At 65.6% G+C, this 15570-nt stretch carries 12 protein-coding genes and 1 tRNA gene; 2 read left to right on the forward strand and 11 right to left on the reverse strand.

The annotated features are described in order from the left end of the window. Window positions 1-22: 22 nt before the first annotated feature. The gene (locus BN1119_RS15600; protein WP_042000012.1) at window positions 23-1003 is read left to right on the forward strand and encodes a TDT family transporter; all 981 of its coding nucleotides are present in this window, start codon (window positions 23-25) and stop codon (window positions 1001-1003) included. Window positions 1004-1308: 305 nt separating this feature from the next. On the opposite strand, the gene BN1119_RS15605 is transcribed toward BN1119_RS15600, so the two are convergent. Next, window positions 1309-2310: a DUF481 domain-containing protein gene (locus BN1119_RS15605; protein ID WP_111875002.1), complete on the reverse strand. Its 1002-nt coding sequence runs from the start codon at window positions 2308-2310 to the stop codon at window positions 1309-1311. An 8-nt stretch (window positions 2311-2318) separates the two neighbouring features. Continuing rightward, window positions 2319-3230, reverse strand: a complete 912-nt coding sequence (locus tag BN1119_RS15610; RefSeq protein WP_042000117.1) for a L,D-transpeptidase family protein — start codon at window positions 3228-3230, stop codon at window positions 2319-2321. 281 nt (window positions 3231-3511) lie between these two features. On the opposite strand from BN1119_RS15610, the gene BN1119_RS15615 reads away from it, so the two are divergent. After that, window positions 3512-3601: transfer RNA gene (locus tag BN1119_RS15615), tRNA-Ser, on the forward strand. A gap of 202 nt (window positions 3602-3803) precedes the next feature. Here the strand turns inward: BN1119_RS15615 and BN1119_RS15620 are convergent. From BN1119_RS15620 to BN1119_RS15660, 9 genes are all read right to left on the reverse strand, one after another. After that, a complete protein-coding gene (locus BN1119_RS15620; RefSeq protein WP_042000015.1) occupies window positions 3804-6335 on the reverse strand; it encodes a fused MFS/spermidine synthase in 2532 nt (843 codons plus the stop codon). A gap of 85 nt (window positions 6336-6420) precedes the next feature. Beyond that, a complete protein-coding gene (locus BN1119_RS15625) occupies window positions 6421-7992 on the reverse strand; it encodes an arylsulfatase (protein ID WP_042000018.1) in 1572 nt (523 codons plus the stop codon). 117 nt (window positions 7993-8109) lie between these two features. Further along, window positions 8110-9099, reverse strand: a complete 990-nt coding sequence (locus tag BN1119_RS15630; RefSeq protein ID WP_042000020.1) for an HAD family hydrolase — start codon at window positions 9097-9099, stop codon at window positions 8110-8112. 14 nt (window positions 9100-9113) lie between these two features. Beyond that, the gene (locus BN1119_RS15635; RefSeq protein WP_042000023.1) at window positions 9114-10475 is read right to left on the reverse strand and encodes a BatD family protein; all 1362 of its coding nucleotides are present in this window, start codon (window positions 10473-10475) and stop codon (window positions 9114-9116) included. Further along, window positions 10472-12073, reverse strand: coding sequence for a VWA domain-containing protein (locus tag BN1119_RS15640; protein WP_042000026.1), 1602 nt, complete (start codon window positions 12071-12073; stop codon window positions 10472-10474). The genes BN1119_RS15635 and BN1119_RS15640 overlap by 4 nt, the downstream gene beginning before the upstream one ends. Next, on the reverse strand, window positions 12070-13059 hold the full coding sequence (locus BN1119_RS15645; RefSeq protein WP_042000029.1) for a vWA domain-containing protein: 990 nt from the start codon (window positions 13057-13059) through the stop codon (window positions 12070-12072). Before BN1119_RS15645 ends, BN1119_RS15640 begins: the two co-directional genes overlap by 4 nt. Next, entirely contained in the window at window positions 13046-13549 is a 504-nt protein-coding gene (locus BN1119_RS15650; RefSeq protein WP_042000031.1) for a DUF4381 domain-containing protein, read from the reverse strand. The genes BN1119_RS15645 and BN1119_RS15650 overlap by 14 nt, the downstream gene beginning before the upstream one ends. Next, window positions 13546-14502: a DUF58 domain-containing protein gene (locus BN1119_RS15655; protein ID WP_042000034.1), complete on the reverse strand. Its 957-nt coding sequence runs from the start codon at window positions 14500-14502 to the stop codon at window positions 13546-13548. The genes BN1119_RS15650 and BN1119_RS15655 overlap by 4 nt, the downstream gene beginning before the upstream one ends. Window positions 14503-14510: 8 nt before the next feature. After that, the gene (locus BN1119_RS15660) at window positions 14511-15488 is read right to left on the reverse strand and encodes an AAA family ATPase (RefSeq protein ID WP_042000037.1); all 978 of its coding nucleotides are present in this window, start codon (window positions 15486-15488) and stop codon (window positions 14511-14513) included. Window positions 15489-15570 lie beyond the last annotated feature (82 nt).

The raw sequence follows: 15570 nt of genomic DNA on the forward strand, positions 1-15570 counted from the left end.
CATCAACAAGAGGGTACCCGTCATGATCGCACGCACCCGTCGCTCCCTGGCCGCCGCCCCGACTCCCATGGCCGGTCTGGCACTCGGGATCGCCAGCCTCGGCTGGTGTTGGGAAAATGCCGGTCAGTTCGATGGCCGCCTGCAACTGCTGGGGGCCGCCATCGCCGCCGTGCTGCTCCTCGTTCTCACCTTCAAGTTCCTGCTGCACCCGCGTCTGCTGTGGCAGGATCTCGCCCACCCCGTGGTGGGCAGCGTGGTGCCCACCTATGCCATGGGGACCATGGTGGTCTCCAAGGCGGTGGGGCTGCTGCTCCCGACCCTGGGGCAGGGGCTCTGGCTGTTTGCGGTGGCCATTCACCTGGTGTTCCTCGCCACCTTCGTCTGGCACAGGGCCAAGGCGTTTGAAATTCACCACATGGTGCCGAGCTGGTTCGTGCCACCGGTGGGGATCATAGTGGCGGACGTCGCCTATCCGGGCGGCCCCTTCGCGGCCCTGGCCAATGGCCTGCTCTGGTTCGGCATGGCCTGCTACGGCCTGATGCTGCCGCTGATGCTCTATCGCCTCATCTTCAGTCACGAGGTGCCGGATGCCGCCAAGCCCACCATCGCCATCCTGGCGGCCCCGGCCAGCCTGTCACTGGCTGGCTACCTCACCGTGAGCCAGGATCCCTCCCTGCTGCTGGTGGCGGTGCTGCTGGGGATCGCCGTGCTGATGACCGGCATCATCTACCTGGCCTTCATCAAGCTGCTGCGCCTGCCGTTCTCGCCGGGTTATGCCGCCTTCACCTTCCCCCTGGTGATCGGCGCCACCGCCCTGTTCAAGGTGAGCCAGCTGCTGTCGCAGTGGCCAGAGGCGGCCCGCTATGGCGAGCAGCTCCATCAACTGGCCTATCTGGAGCTGGGGGTGGCCACCCTGGTGGTGGGATATGTGGCGCTGCGCTACCTGATGTTCTTCCTGCCCCTGGGTCAGCCCGACGCCTTGGACCAGGCCGTGCGCCGCTGACGATGAGCGTCATCCTCCAGCCACAGACCCCGTCTTGCGGGGTCTGTCTCATTCTGGTGACGGGAGAGTATCGCCCTGCTCAGGCCATCCATCGCCATGTGACTGGCATGTTCAGCCACCATGGGGAGGCGACCCAACGGCAAAACCCATGGATGGTGGTGGGGCTGGCGGGCGAGGGTATGGCATGAAAAGACCATCCCCCAGGTCGGGGGATGGTGGTGATGGCGGCCACGAGGGCGCGCGACTGGCTTCCCGGCTCGGCGCTATCCGGCTTATGGTTGGTGCCCGGATGAGGGGCGGCGCCCCTAGAAGCTGGCCCCCAGGCTGATGTATTGCCGCCACTCCTTGCCATCTATGCCAATCCGGCCATCGGGCCCATTGAACCAGGCGTCGTCCCAGTCGAGCTCGCTGGACCAGGAGAGGCGCACGTTGTCGTTGAAGTAGTAGCGCATGCCGATGCTGCCGTTGACGCTCTGGTTGAGGGTAAACAGCGGCGTGTCCTGATCCAGGTACTTGATATAGGTGCCCTTGCTAAACAGTTCGACCTGCTCGTTCCAGACAGGTTGGCGATAGTCCCAGCCGAGGTTGGCGAAGGGGTAGGAGGCGTGCAGCTTGCCAAACAGTTCCATGATGGCGTCGTTGTCATCACTCCAATAGGCGTGACGTACCCCGCCCTGGGCGATGAGTTCGAGGCGGCGCTTCTTGTCGTTCCAGAAGCGGTAGCCCGGGCCAGAACCAAGGTCCAGAGAGAGGTAGTTGGTGTCGATCAGGTCGTACTCGTAATCCAGCGAGCTGCGCCAGAACCAGTTCTGATCGAAGAAAACATCGACGATGGGCTTGAGCTGGTAGTCATGGTTGTCGGTCTTGCCGTCCGTGGTTTCGTAGTTGTATTCCCCCTCCAGGGTGTAACGCCAATCCATGTTGGCGACCTCCAGATTGCCCTTGAGGTTGACGTCATTGCTCCTGCTGGTGTTGCTCTTGAGCTTGATGTTGACGTCGCCGTTGCCCGTCATGTGCCAGGTGCGCTCGGCATTCCCGAGGGGGCTGAAGTCTATCCCCCCCTTGGCGGTCGGCTTGGGCTTGTAGGGCTTGTCGAGCCGCCAGCGCATGATGGCGCTGCGTTCTATGGTGAGGGGCTGGCCATAGGGCAGCTTGATGCGCACCATCTTGTCGGTCATCTCCTCGACCTTGCCGCTCAGGCGATCGCCGTTGTGCATCCAGAGGATGTCGGCGCCATGGAGCGGGCCGGCCCCCAGCAGGAGGCAGAGAATGAGCAGGGGCCGCAGCCGGGTCACAGAGTTCATCATGGCGCGGCTCAGCCACCCACCAGCAGCGGCATGCCGATCTTGCGTTCCAGCGCCAGGCTGGCCTGACCCGCATCGACCTCGGGGGCGTCGATAAAGCCCTTGACCGCCGGGCTCAGCACCAGGGGGGCGCCTTGCTCCAGCTCGAGTTCGGTGCGAGACAGGGGGGAGTGCACCTCCAGCCAGCGGCTGCCGTCGGGCTCGATGGCGCCCTTGACCGGCTGGTTGATGACGCGAACCTGGGTACCGAGCGGCACCATGGCAAACAGGGACTCGATGTCATCGGGACGCAGGCGGATGCAGCCGGCGCTGACCCTCAACCCCACGCCGAACGCCTTGTTGGTGCCGTGGATGAGGTAGTCCTTGTTGCCATACCCCAATCGCATGGCGAATTTGCCAAGGGGATTGTCCGGGCCCGGGGGCACCACGGCGGGCAGGTCTATGCCCTTTTGCTCCAGCCAGGACTTGCGCACCATGGGGCCGGGGGTCCAGGTGGGATTCGGGTTCTTGGCGATGACTGTGGTGGTCATTTCCGGGGTTTCGCGGCCTATGTCGCCTATGCCGATGGGCAGCACCACTACCTCTGACTTGCCCTTGGGGAAGTAATAGAGCCGCAGCTCCGGCAGGTTGATGACGATCCCCTCCCGCGGTACGTCCGGCAGCAGCATCTGGGTCGGCAGGGTCAGGCGGGTGCCTGGCTTGGGCAGATAGGGGTCGACCCCGGGATTGGCCTCCAGCAGAGCGAGGAAACCTGTCTGGGTGCGTGCCCCGATCAATTCCAGGTGATCCCCCTGTTGCACTATGTAGTCTTCGGGGGCGCCGATGAGGCGGCTGTTGGCCTCGGGCAGGGGATAACGGGTGGCGAGGGCAGAGCCTGCCCAGCAGGCGGTCAGGAGCGGCAGCAGAATACGCAAGTTGAGCATCATGAGTCCAAGTCGTCGAAACGGGTCCCTCTGGGAGGGGAAATTGAGGGCGAAATTGTCAACCAATCGGGCCGTGAAAGCCAGTCCGGCAGTCGAAGCAGGGAGGGGGCGCCCCTGCCCGGGCCGAGCTGGGAGCCAGTCAGGTCTAGCTTGTCGTCTGGCGAGGGAAGAGGCCCTGGCGCAGCGAGCCGCCCAGGATGGCGTATTTCTATCCAGTCGGTTGATCTTCAAAGAGATTGAGATTGATCTTCGCGCCGGGAGTGAGTCAGAATAGCCGCCACGGAGAGATGCCGGAGTGGCCGAACGGGATTGACTCGAAATCAATTGTGGCAGCAATGCCACCCAGGGTTCGAATCCCTGTCTCTCCGCCACATACCAAGCCCAACCTGTTGCAGGTTGGGCTTTTTGCTGTCTGCCTTTTCCCGCCCAGGCCGGCCGCCGTGTTGCATGGGGGGCGTGCCATTTCACGGGGCGGTGCCATTTCACGGGGCGGTGCCATGGTCGGCTCATCGTGACCGTGTCGGTCGCAGCCCTGTCAGCTGAGGCCACCAGCCCGACGGACTGGCTTGGGGGTCAGTGACCGATAAACCAGCGGTAGTAGGGGTTGGCCCGCTCCTCTGGGGTCATCTGGCCGACCCCGCGCGCCCAGGCGCCCCTGTCTCCCTGATAGGCATAGAAGGCCACCGAGTAGAAGTGATCCAGCGACTGCCACTGGCGCTCGACTTCTCCCTTGAAGGCCGCATCCGCCTGCTGTAGCGGGGGCGGTGAGCGCAGCGCCAGCAGTTCGGGCAGCACCCGGGTGATCTCGTTGCGCCTGACCCAGGGGGCGTATTCGATGCGCGGCCAGTCATCGGTGACCGGCAGGGCGTCACCGGCAAAGCGCAGCAGGCCATCCCTGTCCGTGACCCAGGTGGCCAGCAGGGCGGCGGGTGTGTCTATGCCGACGTCGGCCAGGGCCGCGGCCACCCCGGGCTCGGCGAAGCGCGCCCTTATCCGGGGAACATCCAGCGCCAGCGGGTCGAGGGATCCTATCAACAGCATCTCGTGAAACTCGGTCGTCCACAGGGTGGCGTGAGGAAAGACCTCCACGAAGCTGCGTACCAGGGAGCGACTCTCCTCGCTGTTCTGGGTGGGCAGCGGCAACCACTGGGCCACCATGCCCCCCCGATGCAGGCGCCGGGCGGCCAGCTGATAGAAGTCACGGGAGTAGAGGTTCACCACCCCGGCCGCCGAGGGGGGGGGCGGCTCCAGGGTGATGAGATCGTACTGCTCGTCGCTGCGCAGCAGCTCCCGTCGCCCGTCCCGCAGCCTGATGTCGAGGCGCGGATCATGGACGGCATCGTAGTTGCCCTTGAAGAGGGGGGCGGCTTCGAGCACCTCAGGCAGCAGCTCGGCCACCACGGGGCGGGTCAGTCCGGGGTCGCGCAGCATGGCGCCGGCCGTGATGCCGGTGCCAAACCCGATGACCAGGGCCGATTCCGGTTGCTGGCCGTGGATCAGCAACGGCAGCAAGGCTTGCAGTCGCATGTAGCGCAGCGAGGGCATGGCATCCCCTGTGTTCGAGACCCCCTGAATGTAGAGACGCTGGAAGCGGCGCTCCCCCTGCCCCTGGGTGACGACGGCCACAGTGCCCCCCTTGCCCTCATGGTAATAGGCAAGGTGCCCGTTTCTGGCCCCGGGCAACAGCTCGGCCAGCCGCTCCGGCGGCGTGAGCGCGCCGAGGAGGATTGTCATCAGCGTCATGGCCAGTGTGGCCCCGGCCAGGTAGCGGCGAGGCGCCGGGCTCTGCCAGGTCGCAATGCAGCCAAGCAGGGCCGCCAGCACGGCCAGGAGTGCCAGGGTGCGCACCAGGCCAAGGCTCGGGATGAGCAGGAAGCCGGTCAGGGCCACCCCTGCGATGCCCCCCAGGGTATTGAGGGCCACCAGGGTGCCCACGTCCCGCCCTATCTGCGAGCTGGTGGCCGCCAGCCGCAGGGCCAGTGGAAAGGCGGCGCCGAGCAGTGTGGTGGGGAGGAAGACGGTGGAGAGGGCCACGGTGAGGAAGCGGGCACACATGCCGGCCAGCTCGTTGCCGGTCACTTGCAGGGCCCAGAGCTCCATCTGGGATTGGGCCATCACGAGCCAGCGCCCGAGGCCCGCCACCTGCAACAGCGCCAGCAGGCCGGCCGCGGTGATCAGCAGACCAAACAGGCCCCAGGGGTTCTGGATGCGCTCGGCGCGTCTTGCATAGAGTGCGCTGCCGAGCATCAGGCCGGTGAGATAGGTGGCCAGAACCACGGCGAACGCAAAGGTGCGGGTGCTCATGAACTGCACTATGGACTGGCTCCAGACCACCTCGTAGCCCAGGGCTATGCCCCCGGCCACGCAATAAAGGGCGACGGCCACTCTGGCCCGGGGGAAGGGACTGTCCTGGGGCGGGGCGACGGCCAGGGGCGTGCGCTCCTTGCGACACCAGAGCCAGGCCCCCAGGGCGGCCAGCAGATTCAGGGTGGCGGCGGCGAAGGCGCTGCCATGGACACCGAGCTGGGGCAGCAGCAGGAAGGCGGTCAGCAGGGTGCCGAGAATGGCACCTGCGGTGTTGGCCGCATAGAGGCTGCCCCCGGCGCTCGCCACCCTGTCACTGGCAGGGGTCAGGGCCCGCACCAGGACCGGCAGAGTTCCCCCCATCAGCACGGCGGGCAGGCCGACCAGCACGAAGGGCAGCACCCAGGCGAGCAGGCCCAGACTGGCCTCCAGACGAGCGAACGGCTCGGCCACGTGGGAGAGGGCCAAGGTGGCTCCAACGCCGAGCAGTGCCACGGCCAGCTCGAGCCAGGCGTAGAGGCGCACCGGATCCTGTAGCCGGTCGGCTCTGCGACCGAAATAGAGACCGCCGAGGGCAAGCCCGGCAAAAAAGGCACTGATGCCGGTGGTGACGGCATAGACCTCCACCCCCACCACCAAAGAAAGTTGTTTGACCCAGAGCACCTGGTAAATCAAGGCCGCACCGCCGGAGGCGAACAAGAGAGCGGCGGGAAGCAGCATCTTCAAAGAGGCCCGTTGACGGGAGGAGACTTCCACCTTGTCACGGCGGTTGGCAACGGGGGAATGGGCGGCTTTGGACATCGAATGAGCCTTATCGGGCGGGACTATTCCGCACGAGCAGAAGAGAGAAAAAGGTGCCCGCCGGGGCGGGCACCTGGCACGATACTTATTGTTTTTGGTTCATTTTTTCTTCTATTTTCTTGTCCACGTCGGCCCGGATCTGGTCGATGCTGAAGCTGGCAGGACGCTGGCTGGGCGGGTAGTCCACGAAGGTCTGCAGGAACTTCGCCGCCTTCTGGGTGCCCTGGAACAGCAGGTAGTCGTTCTTGGTCAGCCAGTCATAGTACTGATCGGAGACGATGTCAGCCCGCTCGTACGGATCCATGCGCAGGTTGAACAGCTTGGGCACGCGCAGGCAGGTGAAGGGCTCGCTCCAGACCTGCAGGCCACCCGGCGCACGCTGTTCGCACCAGACGATCTTCCAGTTGTCGAAACGCATGCCCACCAGCTCGGCATCATCGTTGAAGTAATAGAACTCCTTGCGAGCCCCCTTGTCGGCCTTGCCGGTCAGCAGGTCGAGCTGGTTGTAACCGTCGAGGTGTACCTTGAAGTTCTTGCCACCGAGATCGGTGCCCTTGAGCAGTCTCTCCTTGATGTCGGTGTCACCCACAGCGGCCAGCAGGGTCGGGAACCAGTCAAGACCGGAGAACATCTCGGTAGAGATGACATCCGGCTTGATGTGGCCCGGCCAGCGCACCATGGCAGGTACCCGGTAGGCCCCTTCCCAGTTGGAGTTCTTCTCGTTGCGGAACGGCGTGGTGGCCGCATCCGGCCAGGACCATTGATTGGGCCCGTTGTCGGTGGAATAGACCACAATGGTGTTGTCCGCGATCTTCAGGTCGTCCACCGCCTTGAGGATCTTGCCCACATGGCCATCGTGTTCGAGCATACCGTCGGCATAGTCGTTGCCCGGCATGCCGCTCTGGCCCTGCATGGATTCACGCACGTGGGTAAAGGCGTGCATGCGGGTGGTGTTCATCCAGACGAAGAAGGGCTTGTCGGCCTTGACCTGCTTCTCCATGAAGTTGATGGCGGCCTGGGTGGTCTCGTCGTCTATGGTCTCCATGCGTTTGCTGTTGAGCGGACCCGTGTCCTCGATCTTGCCATCCGCAGTGGAGTGAATGACTCCGCGCGGTGTCGCGGCCTTGGTGAACTCGGCATCATCCTTGGGCCAGAAGGGACGTTCGGGCTCCTCTTCCGCGTTCAGGTGGTAGAGGTTGCCGAAGAACTCATCGAAACCATGGGCCGTCGGCAGGTACTCGTCACGATCCCCCAGGTGGTTCTTGCCGAACTGACCGGTGGCGTAGCCGTGGGATTTCAGCGCCTGGGCTATGGTGACATCACGAGCCTGCAGCCCAACCGGTACACCGGGCATGCCCACCTTGGACAGACCGGTTCGCAATATGGTCTGACCCGTGATGAAGGTCGAGCGTCCCGCCGTGCAACTGTTCTCCGCGTAATAGTCGGTGAACATCATGCCTTCCTTGGCGATGCGGTCGATGTTGGGAGTCTGATAGCCGACGACCCCCTTGCCATAGGCGCTGATGTTGGTCTGACCAACGTCGTCACCGAAGATCACCAGGATGTTGGGCTTGTCTGCCGCCATGGCGGCCGAGGCCCCCAGGGCCGTCGCGATGGACAGTGCCAGCCCGGGCATCCATTTTCTTGCAAATGTCATAGTTGTTTCTCCATATCACGCTACATTCCTTGTCCGCGACGGCGAGTGCCGGAAAGCTGATGACGGCGTGTCATCCCGAGACATCCTGCGGCCCTTTTCTGCTTGCACTTCCTTACGCTACCTGAGCGACTCGAACGGGTAGACACGGCGCCACTCTCTGGCCATGTCCACGACGGTCCAGTTACCCCTGTTCGCTGCACTCAACGCCTTGTCCAGGCGTCCAACCTTGCTGTTCCTGTCATAGGCCCATTCCCGTTTGGCATCGGTGTGATGCACCAGACCGGCGAAGCGCTTGCCTGGCCCCGCCATGGTCCATTGCAGCATCTGCAGGTCGCCATCCGAGTTGCCAAAGGCGAAGAGGGGGCGGCGACCTATGATGCGGTCTATGCTCTCCGGCTTGCCGACCCCATCGTCGTTGTGCACCAGCTTGGGCAGACGCTGGATGCTGAGGCGCCCCGCCTTATCTTCGAAGCGGCTGCCGAGGGTGGTGCCTATCACCTGCTCGGGGGGGATGCCGTACACCTCCTCGGCGAAGGCGCGCATGAAGACCACCTCGCCCCCTGACACTATGTAGGTCTTGAAGCCGTTGGCCCGCAGGTAATCGAGCAGCTCCAGCATGGGCTGGAACACCATCTCGGTGAAACGGCGCCCCGTGGTGGGGTGGCGGGCGGTGTCGAGCCAATGCCGGGCATTCTGGATGAACCGGGCCGAGCTCATGCCGCTGTGGGTGGCGAGCACTATCTGGAGCAGGCCCGCCATGCCGCTCTTGGCCAGGGTCTGCTGATCCCCCTCCAGGGCGGCCTTGAAGGGCTGCTGTTGTTTCCATTCCGGGTGCTCAGGCGCCATCCGCTTGAGCTCGGACAGGGCAAACAGCACCTGGAAATAGGCGGGCTGCTCGCTCCATAGGGTGCCGTCATTGTCGAACACGGCGATCCGCTCAGCGGGGGCCACATAGTCCTTGCCTCCTTCCGTCGTCACCGCGGTGACGAAGGCCTCGATGGCCTGGCGCGAGGGGCCATCCTGCCAGGAGGGGAGCGGATCGGCTGCCCGTGCCAGCAAGGGCAGTACGAGCAGCAGCAAGGCACACCAGCGCATGAACGACAGCATGGGGGGATGACGCTTTATGACCTCCTTGTATGACGACGATGATCCGGTTCATCCAGCCCAGGATTCAGGGGTTGCAAGGCATGGGGCCGGGATCGGCGTTCGGTTGTTTCCATCATGGCCCCTTCGAGGGCCGGCACTATCTTCTCGGCGAGGGCGGCGGTGGCGTCCTCTCCCGAGGGTTTGTTGTCAAGGCCGTAGTTGAGTCTGAAGAAGGCTAGCACAGGGTGGAGGCGACTCGTCGGGCCGGTTTGCAGCAAGGGGGCAATGGCCAGCAATCCGCTACGTCGCCTCACCCAGAGATAGAGTCCGCCCAGCTCGGCGGGTTGCTGCCGCAACTGGGTGCGTGCGAGGCGCAGTGCGTAGTCGGGGGAGTCAAGCCAGGCGAGCCGGCGATGTGTTCGCCATGTCTGGAGGCGGTGCCACAAGGCTTGCAGCCGGGGCCGCCCCAGCCAGAGGAGGGCGACCGCCATCAGACCCAGGCCAGCGAGCAACACTCCCTTGCCGGCCAGGGTGATGCGGGCCTGTTGTCCCAGGGCGTGCAGATCCTCGCTGATGGAGAAGGGGGCCTGATAGGTGCCCGTCGCCGCGCTCAGGGCGACCTCGGGGACCGTCAGCTCCCGGGACTGGCCGCTGCCTGCATCCCACCAGGTGAGCCGGATGGGGGGCAGGGTGAAGTGGCCGCTCTGCTCTATCACATAGGTGGCCTTGTCCTCGCGCACGCCCCCCGTGGTGGTCCCGCGGCCGTCGCCCATGGCCATCACACTGGGGGTCTGCACATAGCGCCTGAGCCCCTTCACCGCCGCGAAGTGCGGCACCGGCAGCAACATGGCCTGGGCCCCCTCCGCTTCGATGCGCAGCTGACGCTGCACGCTGTCACCCACCCGCAGCGGGGTGTGAGAGCGCTGGATCTGCTGGGTGAAGCGCACCTCGTTGGCGACCAGCTGGGGTGTCTTGCCCCCATGAGGCAGGGCCCTGGCCTGGAAGCTCAGGGGCGTGCTGCTGAGGCTGACCGGCCCCGTGCCCTGCCCGGGCTGAACCTGGAACTGCAGGGGGGGGATCTCGAATGTCTGGGCAAGCTGAGGGGTGATGCGGTAGGTGAACCTCATGCCAAAGAAGGTCTTGCCATCGATCTGCTCGGTCAGATGGCTGGCCTCGCTGCTGGGGGGGGCAACCACGGCCCCCGGCAGCTGGAGGGGGGCCAGCACGGGGGCGGCGGTAAACCAGGTGTCCACCAGCAGATCCACTTCAAGCTTGAGGGTGCCGCCCACGCTCACGCCGTCGGCGGGCACCAGCCTGCTCTGAATGCGGGCCTCGGGCTCGGCTGCCTGGGCAAGGGCGCCGAGGCCGAGCAGCAGGATGATCAGCAGGGCTCTCATGGGGCAGGCTCCGGCGTGCGCGTGCTGGCCGCATCCTGCAGCAGGAACTTGCGCCTGAGGAACTGGGCCGGCGAGGTGTTGAGGTTGTCGAGCCAGAGCTGATCCGAGCTGGCCTGGGGGGTCTGCTGCTGTTGCGCCTTGCCTCCCTTGGAAAGGGTCTGGTCCTCCAGGGTCTGGTCGGCCTTCTCATCCGGCGTGCCTGCCTCCTGCTGATCCTGGTGATCCTGCTGGAGCGCCCGGGCCAACGCCAGATTGGCCTTGGCCTCGGGGAAGTCGGGTTGCTGCTTCAGGGCCTGCTGATAGGCGAGGATCGCCTCCGGGAACTTGAACAGCTTCACATAGGTGTTGCCGAGGTAGAAGTAGGCATTGGCCGTGTCCAGCCGGGCCAGGCTGGCCTGGGCGAGATCGAAGTCGGCGGCCAGGTAGGCCGAGAGCCCTTTCCAGTAGGGATCCTTGAAATGCGCCGCCGCCTCGGGATAGTGGCCCTGCTCGAAGGCCCAGCGGCCCTGTTGATCTGGGGTGAGGAATGCATCGGCCAGGGCGTTGGCGTGCGTCGGTGCGGACGTAGTGCCCAGGAGCAGCATCAGCAACAGGCTCCCCAGCCAGTGCACCTGCCAGCTCCGGCGCACGCAGCACAGGGCGATCAGTGCCAGGGGCCAGCACAGCCAGTAACCGGCATCCTGCCAGTGGATCTGCTGGTCATCCCCCTGGGCCGCCTGAAAATGCTGCTGGGCGTGCAGCCCAATCCAGTCGAGATCGTCAGCGTTCAGGGTCAGGCTGCCCAGGGGGGCATTGGCGGCGCTGGCCAGCCCCTTGAGGGCGGCCTCATCGAAGCGGCTCACCAGGGGGCGGCCGTCAGGACCTGTGAGGGGCTGGCCCTTGGCATCGCGGATCAGGGTGCCATCCTGACTGCCCACCGCCAGGATCAGCACCTGAAGCTGGCTGCCCGCGAGGCGCTTGCCGATGGCATCAAACTGGCTGGGATCGGCGCCGTCGGTCAGCAGGACCAGGGTGCCGGGGGAGTGCTCGGCGGCTAGCAAGCGCTGGGCCACATCGATCACCCCCAGCACGTCCTTGCCGGCCCTGGGCATCAGATCGGTGGCCAGCGCCTGGACGAAGGTGTCCAGCAGGGCGGGATCCTCGGTCGCGGGCAACACCAGGTGCGCGCTGCCGGCATAGGCGATGAGGGCTGTGCGGGCACCGGCCCGGCGCTGGACCAGGTCGTGCAGCTTGTGGCGGATGGCGGCGAGCCGGGTCGGCGGTACGTCATCGGCATCCATGGAGGAGGAGAGATCCACGGCGAGGATGAGCGGGGCCCGGTCGTCGAGGAAGGCGGGGATATCTTGCTGCCAGGTGGGTCCGGCGGCGGCCAGCCCCCCCAGCACCAGCAGGCTGGCCAGCAGGTGTATGGGGTGCAGGGTGCGCTCCCTGGCCGGGGTGATGACCAGGGACGCCACCAGATGGGGGGCTATGATGCCACGCAGCTGCCGCTGGATGTCGTGGCGACGCAGCCAGAGCAGCGGCAGCAGTATCCCCGGCACCATCAGCAGCAGCCAGAGGGGGCGCAGGAAATGGAAGGCTGCGAGATCCAAGGTCATGACTGCTCCTCGATACCTGAGGGGGGCGTGCGCCTGCCGAGCAGGGCGGCCAGGAGGTGACACACCAGCAACAGCAGCAGGCCGGTCCCCAGCGGCCACCAGAACAGGTCGCGCTTGGGCTGGTGGCTGAAGGTCTTCACCTGATGGGGGGTCAGCTCGTCCAGGGCGGCATAGACAGCGTGCAGTGCCTGGCGATCGTCTGCCCTGAAGAAACGCCCGCCCGTGGTATTGGCGATCTCCATCAGCACCTGCAAGTCGACCCTGGCATCGCCGCTGGCCGCCGGATCGCCTATGCCTATGGTGTGCACCCTGATCCCCCGGTCGCGAGCCAGCTGGGCGGCGTGGGCCGGGGTGATGGCGCTGCCGGTGTCATTGCCGTCCGTCAGCAGGATAAGCACCTTCTCTCTCTCCCGGGTCTTCTCCAGCAGCTTGATGGCCAGACCAATGGCGTCCCCGAGCGCCGTATTGGGGCCCGCCATGCCGATGCCGACCTCATCGAGCAGCAGTTGCAGGCTGGCGTGATCCAGGGTCAGCGGCGCCTGGGGGTAGGCGCCGGTGCCAAAGACGATGAGGCCGAGGCGATCCTCCTTGCGGCGCTGGATGAAGTCCTGCACCGCCCCCTTTACCGCGCTCAGGCGATCGCTCTGGCGACCATCCGGGGTGGTGTAATCCCGGGTCTCCATGGACTGGGAGATGTCGATGGCCAGCATGATGTCGCGGGTGGGGCTGTCATGGCGAATGGGGGGCTCGATCAGCACGGGGCGGGCGCAGGCCGTCACCAGCAGCGCCCAGACCAGCAGGTTGAGGCCCAGTTGCCAACGCCCCCCGCCCAGGGTGCGGGGAGACCGGCCCAGGGCCTGATCCATGGCGGCGAAGAAGGGCACGCGCAGGGCACTGCGGGCGGCGCGATAGGGGGGCAGATAGCGGTAGGCCAGCCAGGGCAGGGGCAGCAGAAGCAGTGCCCAGGGGGCGTCAAACTGCCACATGATGCTCTCCTATCCAGCGTCGGCTGAGCTGGAAGATCTCATCGATGCGGCCGTGGGGGATGTCCAGCACCCGGCTGGACGGGGCATAGGCCAGGGTGAACAGATCCTCGGCAAAATGGGCGGGCAGGGGGAAGGGGGCGCTGTGGGCCAGAAATGCCATCCAGGCGTCGCCACCGAGCGGCCGGGCGCCCTCGCCGCCAGGCATGGAGATCGCCACCCGTTTGAGCAGGCCGGGCAGTGCCCGCAGGGCCGCCAGGCGGGATTGGGGGTCGGCGAGGGAAAGACGCAGCTCATCTAGCCTTGCCTGCGCCTCCCGGCGGTAGCGATCGCGTCGCCATTGCCACCAGCGGCGCCCTCCCCAGAGCAGGAGCAGGGAGAGGACGAGCAGCAGCAACAGCAGCCAGCCCCAGGTCTGGGGCAGATAGCTGACAGGGGGCGTGGGGATGGCCAGCTCCTTGAGTTGACTGATGCTGGGGATCTGGGCCGTCATCGCGCGCTCCCGGTCAGGCGGCCGAGCTCCAGGCGCAATTGCCCCAGCGCATCCTCCCCCGTGCTGAACATCATCAGGGGCACCCGACTGCGACGCAGCAGCTCGGCCACGTCCCGCAGGCGACCGGAGAGGAAGTCGCCGAGCGGCCCATGCACCTGGCGCTTGTCCACCTGCAGCTCCCGTTGCACCGAGCCCTGGGTGATGGTGATCCTGCCCTTGTCGGGGAATTGCAGGGCGATGGGGTCATAGACCTGCATGGCGATCACGTCGTTGTGGGCGCTGAGCTGGCGCAGCAGCTGCAAGGTCTGATCGCCGGCACCGGCGAAGTCGCTGATGATGCAGATGAGGTGGTCGTGGCCGGCACTGGCGAGGCAGTGGCGCAATACCGTGTCTAGCCTGTCCGGCTGGCCGGTCTCCGGCAGGGCGGCATGGAGGGCGTGATTGGCACGGATCACGGCGGCGCACAGGGCTTCGATGCGGGCGCGGCTGCGCTGGGGGCGGATATGCTCCAGGGTCTCATCGCCAAAGACCAGGCCGCCGACCCTGTCGCCGGCATGAAACGCCATCCAGGCGCAGAGGGAGGCCAGCTGTGCCGCCGCCACCGACTTGAAGCAGTGACGGGAGCCGAAATACATGCTCATCCGCTGATCCACCAGCAGCAGGGTCGGGCGGTCGCGCTCCTCGGTAAAGGTGCGCACGAAGGGTTTGCCGTAACGCAGGGTGGCGCGTGCGTCCAGGTGACGAAGGTCATCCCCCGGGGTGTAGTTGCGCAGCTCGTCGAAGCTCAGACCGCGCCCCCGCAGGCGGGAGGCATGGGCGCCCGAGAGAATGCTCGACAGGGGCTGGCGGGAGAGGAAGCTGAGCCCGCGGCTGTGGTGCTCCAGCGCCATTAGCTGGGGAAGGGAGGCATATACGAAGCCATCTGGCGAGCGCAGGTCCGTCTCTGCTGTCATGGTGCTCCCTAGGCCACAATGGCCACTTTGTCGAGCAGCCGGTCGATGACATCATCCCCGTTGACCCCGTCGGCGATGGCATCGTAGGAGAGCTGCAGCCGGTGGCGCAGCACGGGGTGTACCACGGCGCGAACGTCATCGGGCGAGACGAAGTCGCGCCCTGACAGCCAGGCTTGCGCCCGGGCGACCCTGTCCAGGCTGATCCCGCCCCGCGGGCTGGCGCCGATGGCGATCCAGCGGGCGAGATCGGCATCCACCTCGGCCGGGTGGCGAGTGGCATTGATGAGGGCCATCAGGTAGGTGTCGATGGCCTCGGAGACATGGATGGCTGCCACCTCGCGCCTCGCCGCGAAGATGACCTCCTGGGGCAGGTGGCTCGGTTGGGGATGTTCCCCCGCCTGCTGCCGATCCTCGCCCCGGATCAGGCGCAGGATGCGGATCTCGTCCTCCACCTTGGGGTAGTCCAGTTGCAGCTTCATCAGGAAGCGGTCCATCTGGGCCTCCGGCAACGGATAGGTACCCTCCTGCTCTATGGGGTTCTGGGTGGCCAGCACCATGAACAGAGAAGGCATGGGGTAGCTATGCCCCGCCACCGTGATCTGGCGCTCCTCCATGGCTTCGAGCAGGGCGGCCTGCACCTTGGCGGGGGCGCGGTTGATCTCGTCGGCCAGGATGACGTTGCCAAACAGGGGGCCCTGCTTGAAGGTGATCTGGTTGCCGCTGGGAGTCTGCTGGAGGATTTCGCCCCCGGTGATGTCTGAGGGCAAGAGATCCGGGGTGAACTGAATGCGGCTCATCTGCGCATCTAGGTGGGTCGCCAGTGCCTTGACGGTGCGGGTCTTGGCGAGCCCGGGCAGGCTCTCCAGCAACACATGGCCATTGGCCAGGAGCCCCAGCAACACGTGGCGTATGGTAGCGGCCTGGCCGAATACCAGCTCGGCGACATTGGCCTCCAGCTGGGCAATCTGTTCGCGTGTCGTCACCATTGCATTCCTTGGCAGAGTGAAGTTCGCTCATCGACGGCATCCCCATGGGGGGCGCGATGATCCGTCAGATCCAGACTAACAA

It is taken from the genome of Aeromonas bivalvium, assembly GCF_000819765.1.
Taxonomy (GTDB): Bacteria; Pseudomonadota; Gammaproteobacteria; order Enterobacterales; family Aeromonadaceae; genus Aeromonas; species Aeromonas bivalvium.

What these genes read in the sequence shown, in the direction of transcription:
- BN1119_RS15600 (WP_042000012.1), top strand. Translation starts at nt 23, where the DNA reads ATGATCGCACGCACCCGTCGCTCCCTGGCCGCCGCCCCGACTCCCATG.
- BN1119_RS15605 (WP_111875002.1), bottom strand. Translation starts at nt 2,310, where the DNA reads ATGATGAACTCTGTGACCCGGCTGCGGCCCCTGCTCATTCTCTGCCTC.
- BN1119_RS15610 (WP_042000117.1), bottom strand. Translation starts at nt 3,230, where the DNA reads ATGCTCAACTTGCGTATTCTGCTGCCGCTCCTGACCGCCTGCTGGGCA.
- BN1119_RS15620 (WP_042000015.1), bottom strand. Translation starts at nt 6,335, where the DNA reads ATGTCCAAAGCCGCCCATTCCCCCGTTGCCAACCGCCGTGACAAGGTG.
- BN1119_RS15625 (WP_042000018.1), bottom strand. Translation starts at nt 7,992, where the DNA reads ATGACATTTGCAAGAAAATGGATGCCCGGGCTGGCACTGTCCATCGCG.
- BN1119_RS15630 (WP_042000020.1), bottom strand. Translation starts at nt 9,099, where the DNA reads ATGCTGTCGTTCATGCGCTGGTGTGCCTTGCTGCTGCTCGTACTGCCC.
- BN1119_RS15635 (WP_042000023.1), bottom strand. Translation starts at nt 10,475, where the DNA reads ATGAGAGCCCTGCTGATCATCCTGCTGCTCGGCCTCGGCGCCCTTGCC.
- BN1119_RS15640 (WP_042000026.1), bottom strand. Translation starts at nt 12,073, where the DNA reads ATGACCTTGGATCTCGCAGCCTTCCATTTCCTGCGCCCCCTCTGGCTG.
- BN1119_RS15645 (WP_042000029.1), bottom strand. Translation starts at nt 13,059, where the DNA reads ATGTGGCAGTTTGACGCCCCCTGGGCACTGCTTCTGCTGCCCCTGCCC.
- BN1119_RS15650 (WP_042000031.1), bottom strand. Translation starts at nt 13,549, where the DNA reads ATGACGGCCCAGATCCCCAGCATCAGTCAACTCAAGGAGCTGGCCATC.
- BN1119_RS15655 (WP_042000034.1), bottom strand. Translation starts at nt 14,502, where the DNA reads ATGACAGCAGAGACGGACCTGCGCTCGCCAGATGGCTTCGTATATGCC.
- BN1119_RS15660 (WP_042000037.1), bottom strand. Translation starts at nt 15,488, where the DNA reads ATGGTGACGACACGCGAACAGATTGCCCAGCTGGAGGCCAATGTCGCC.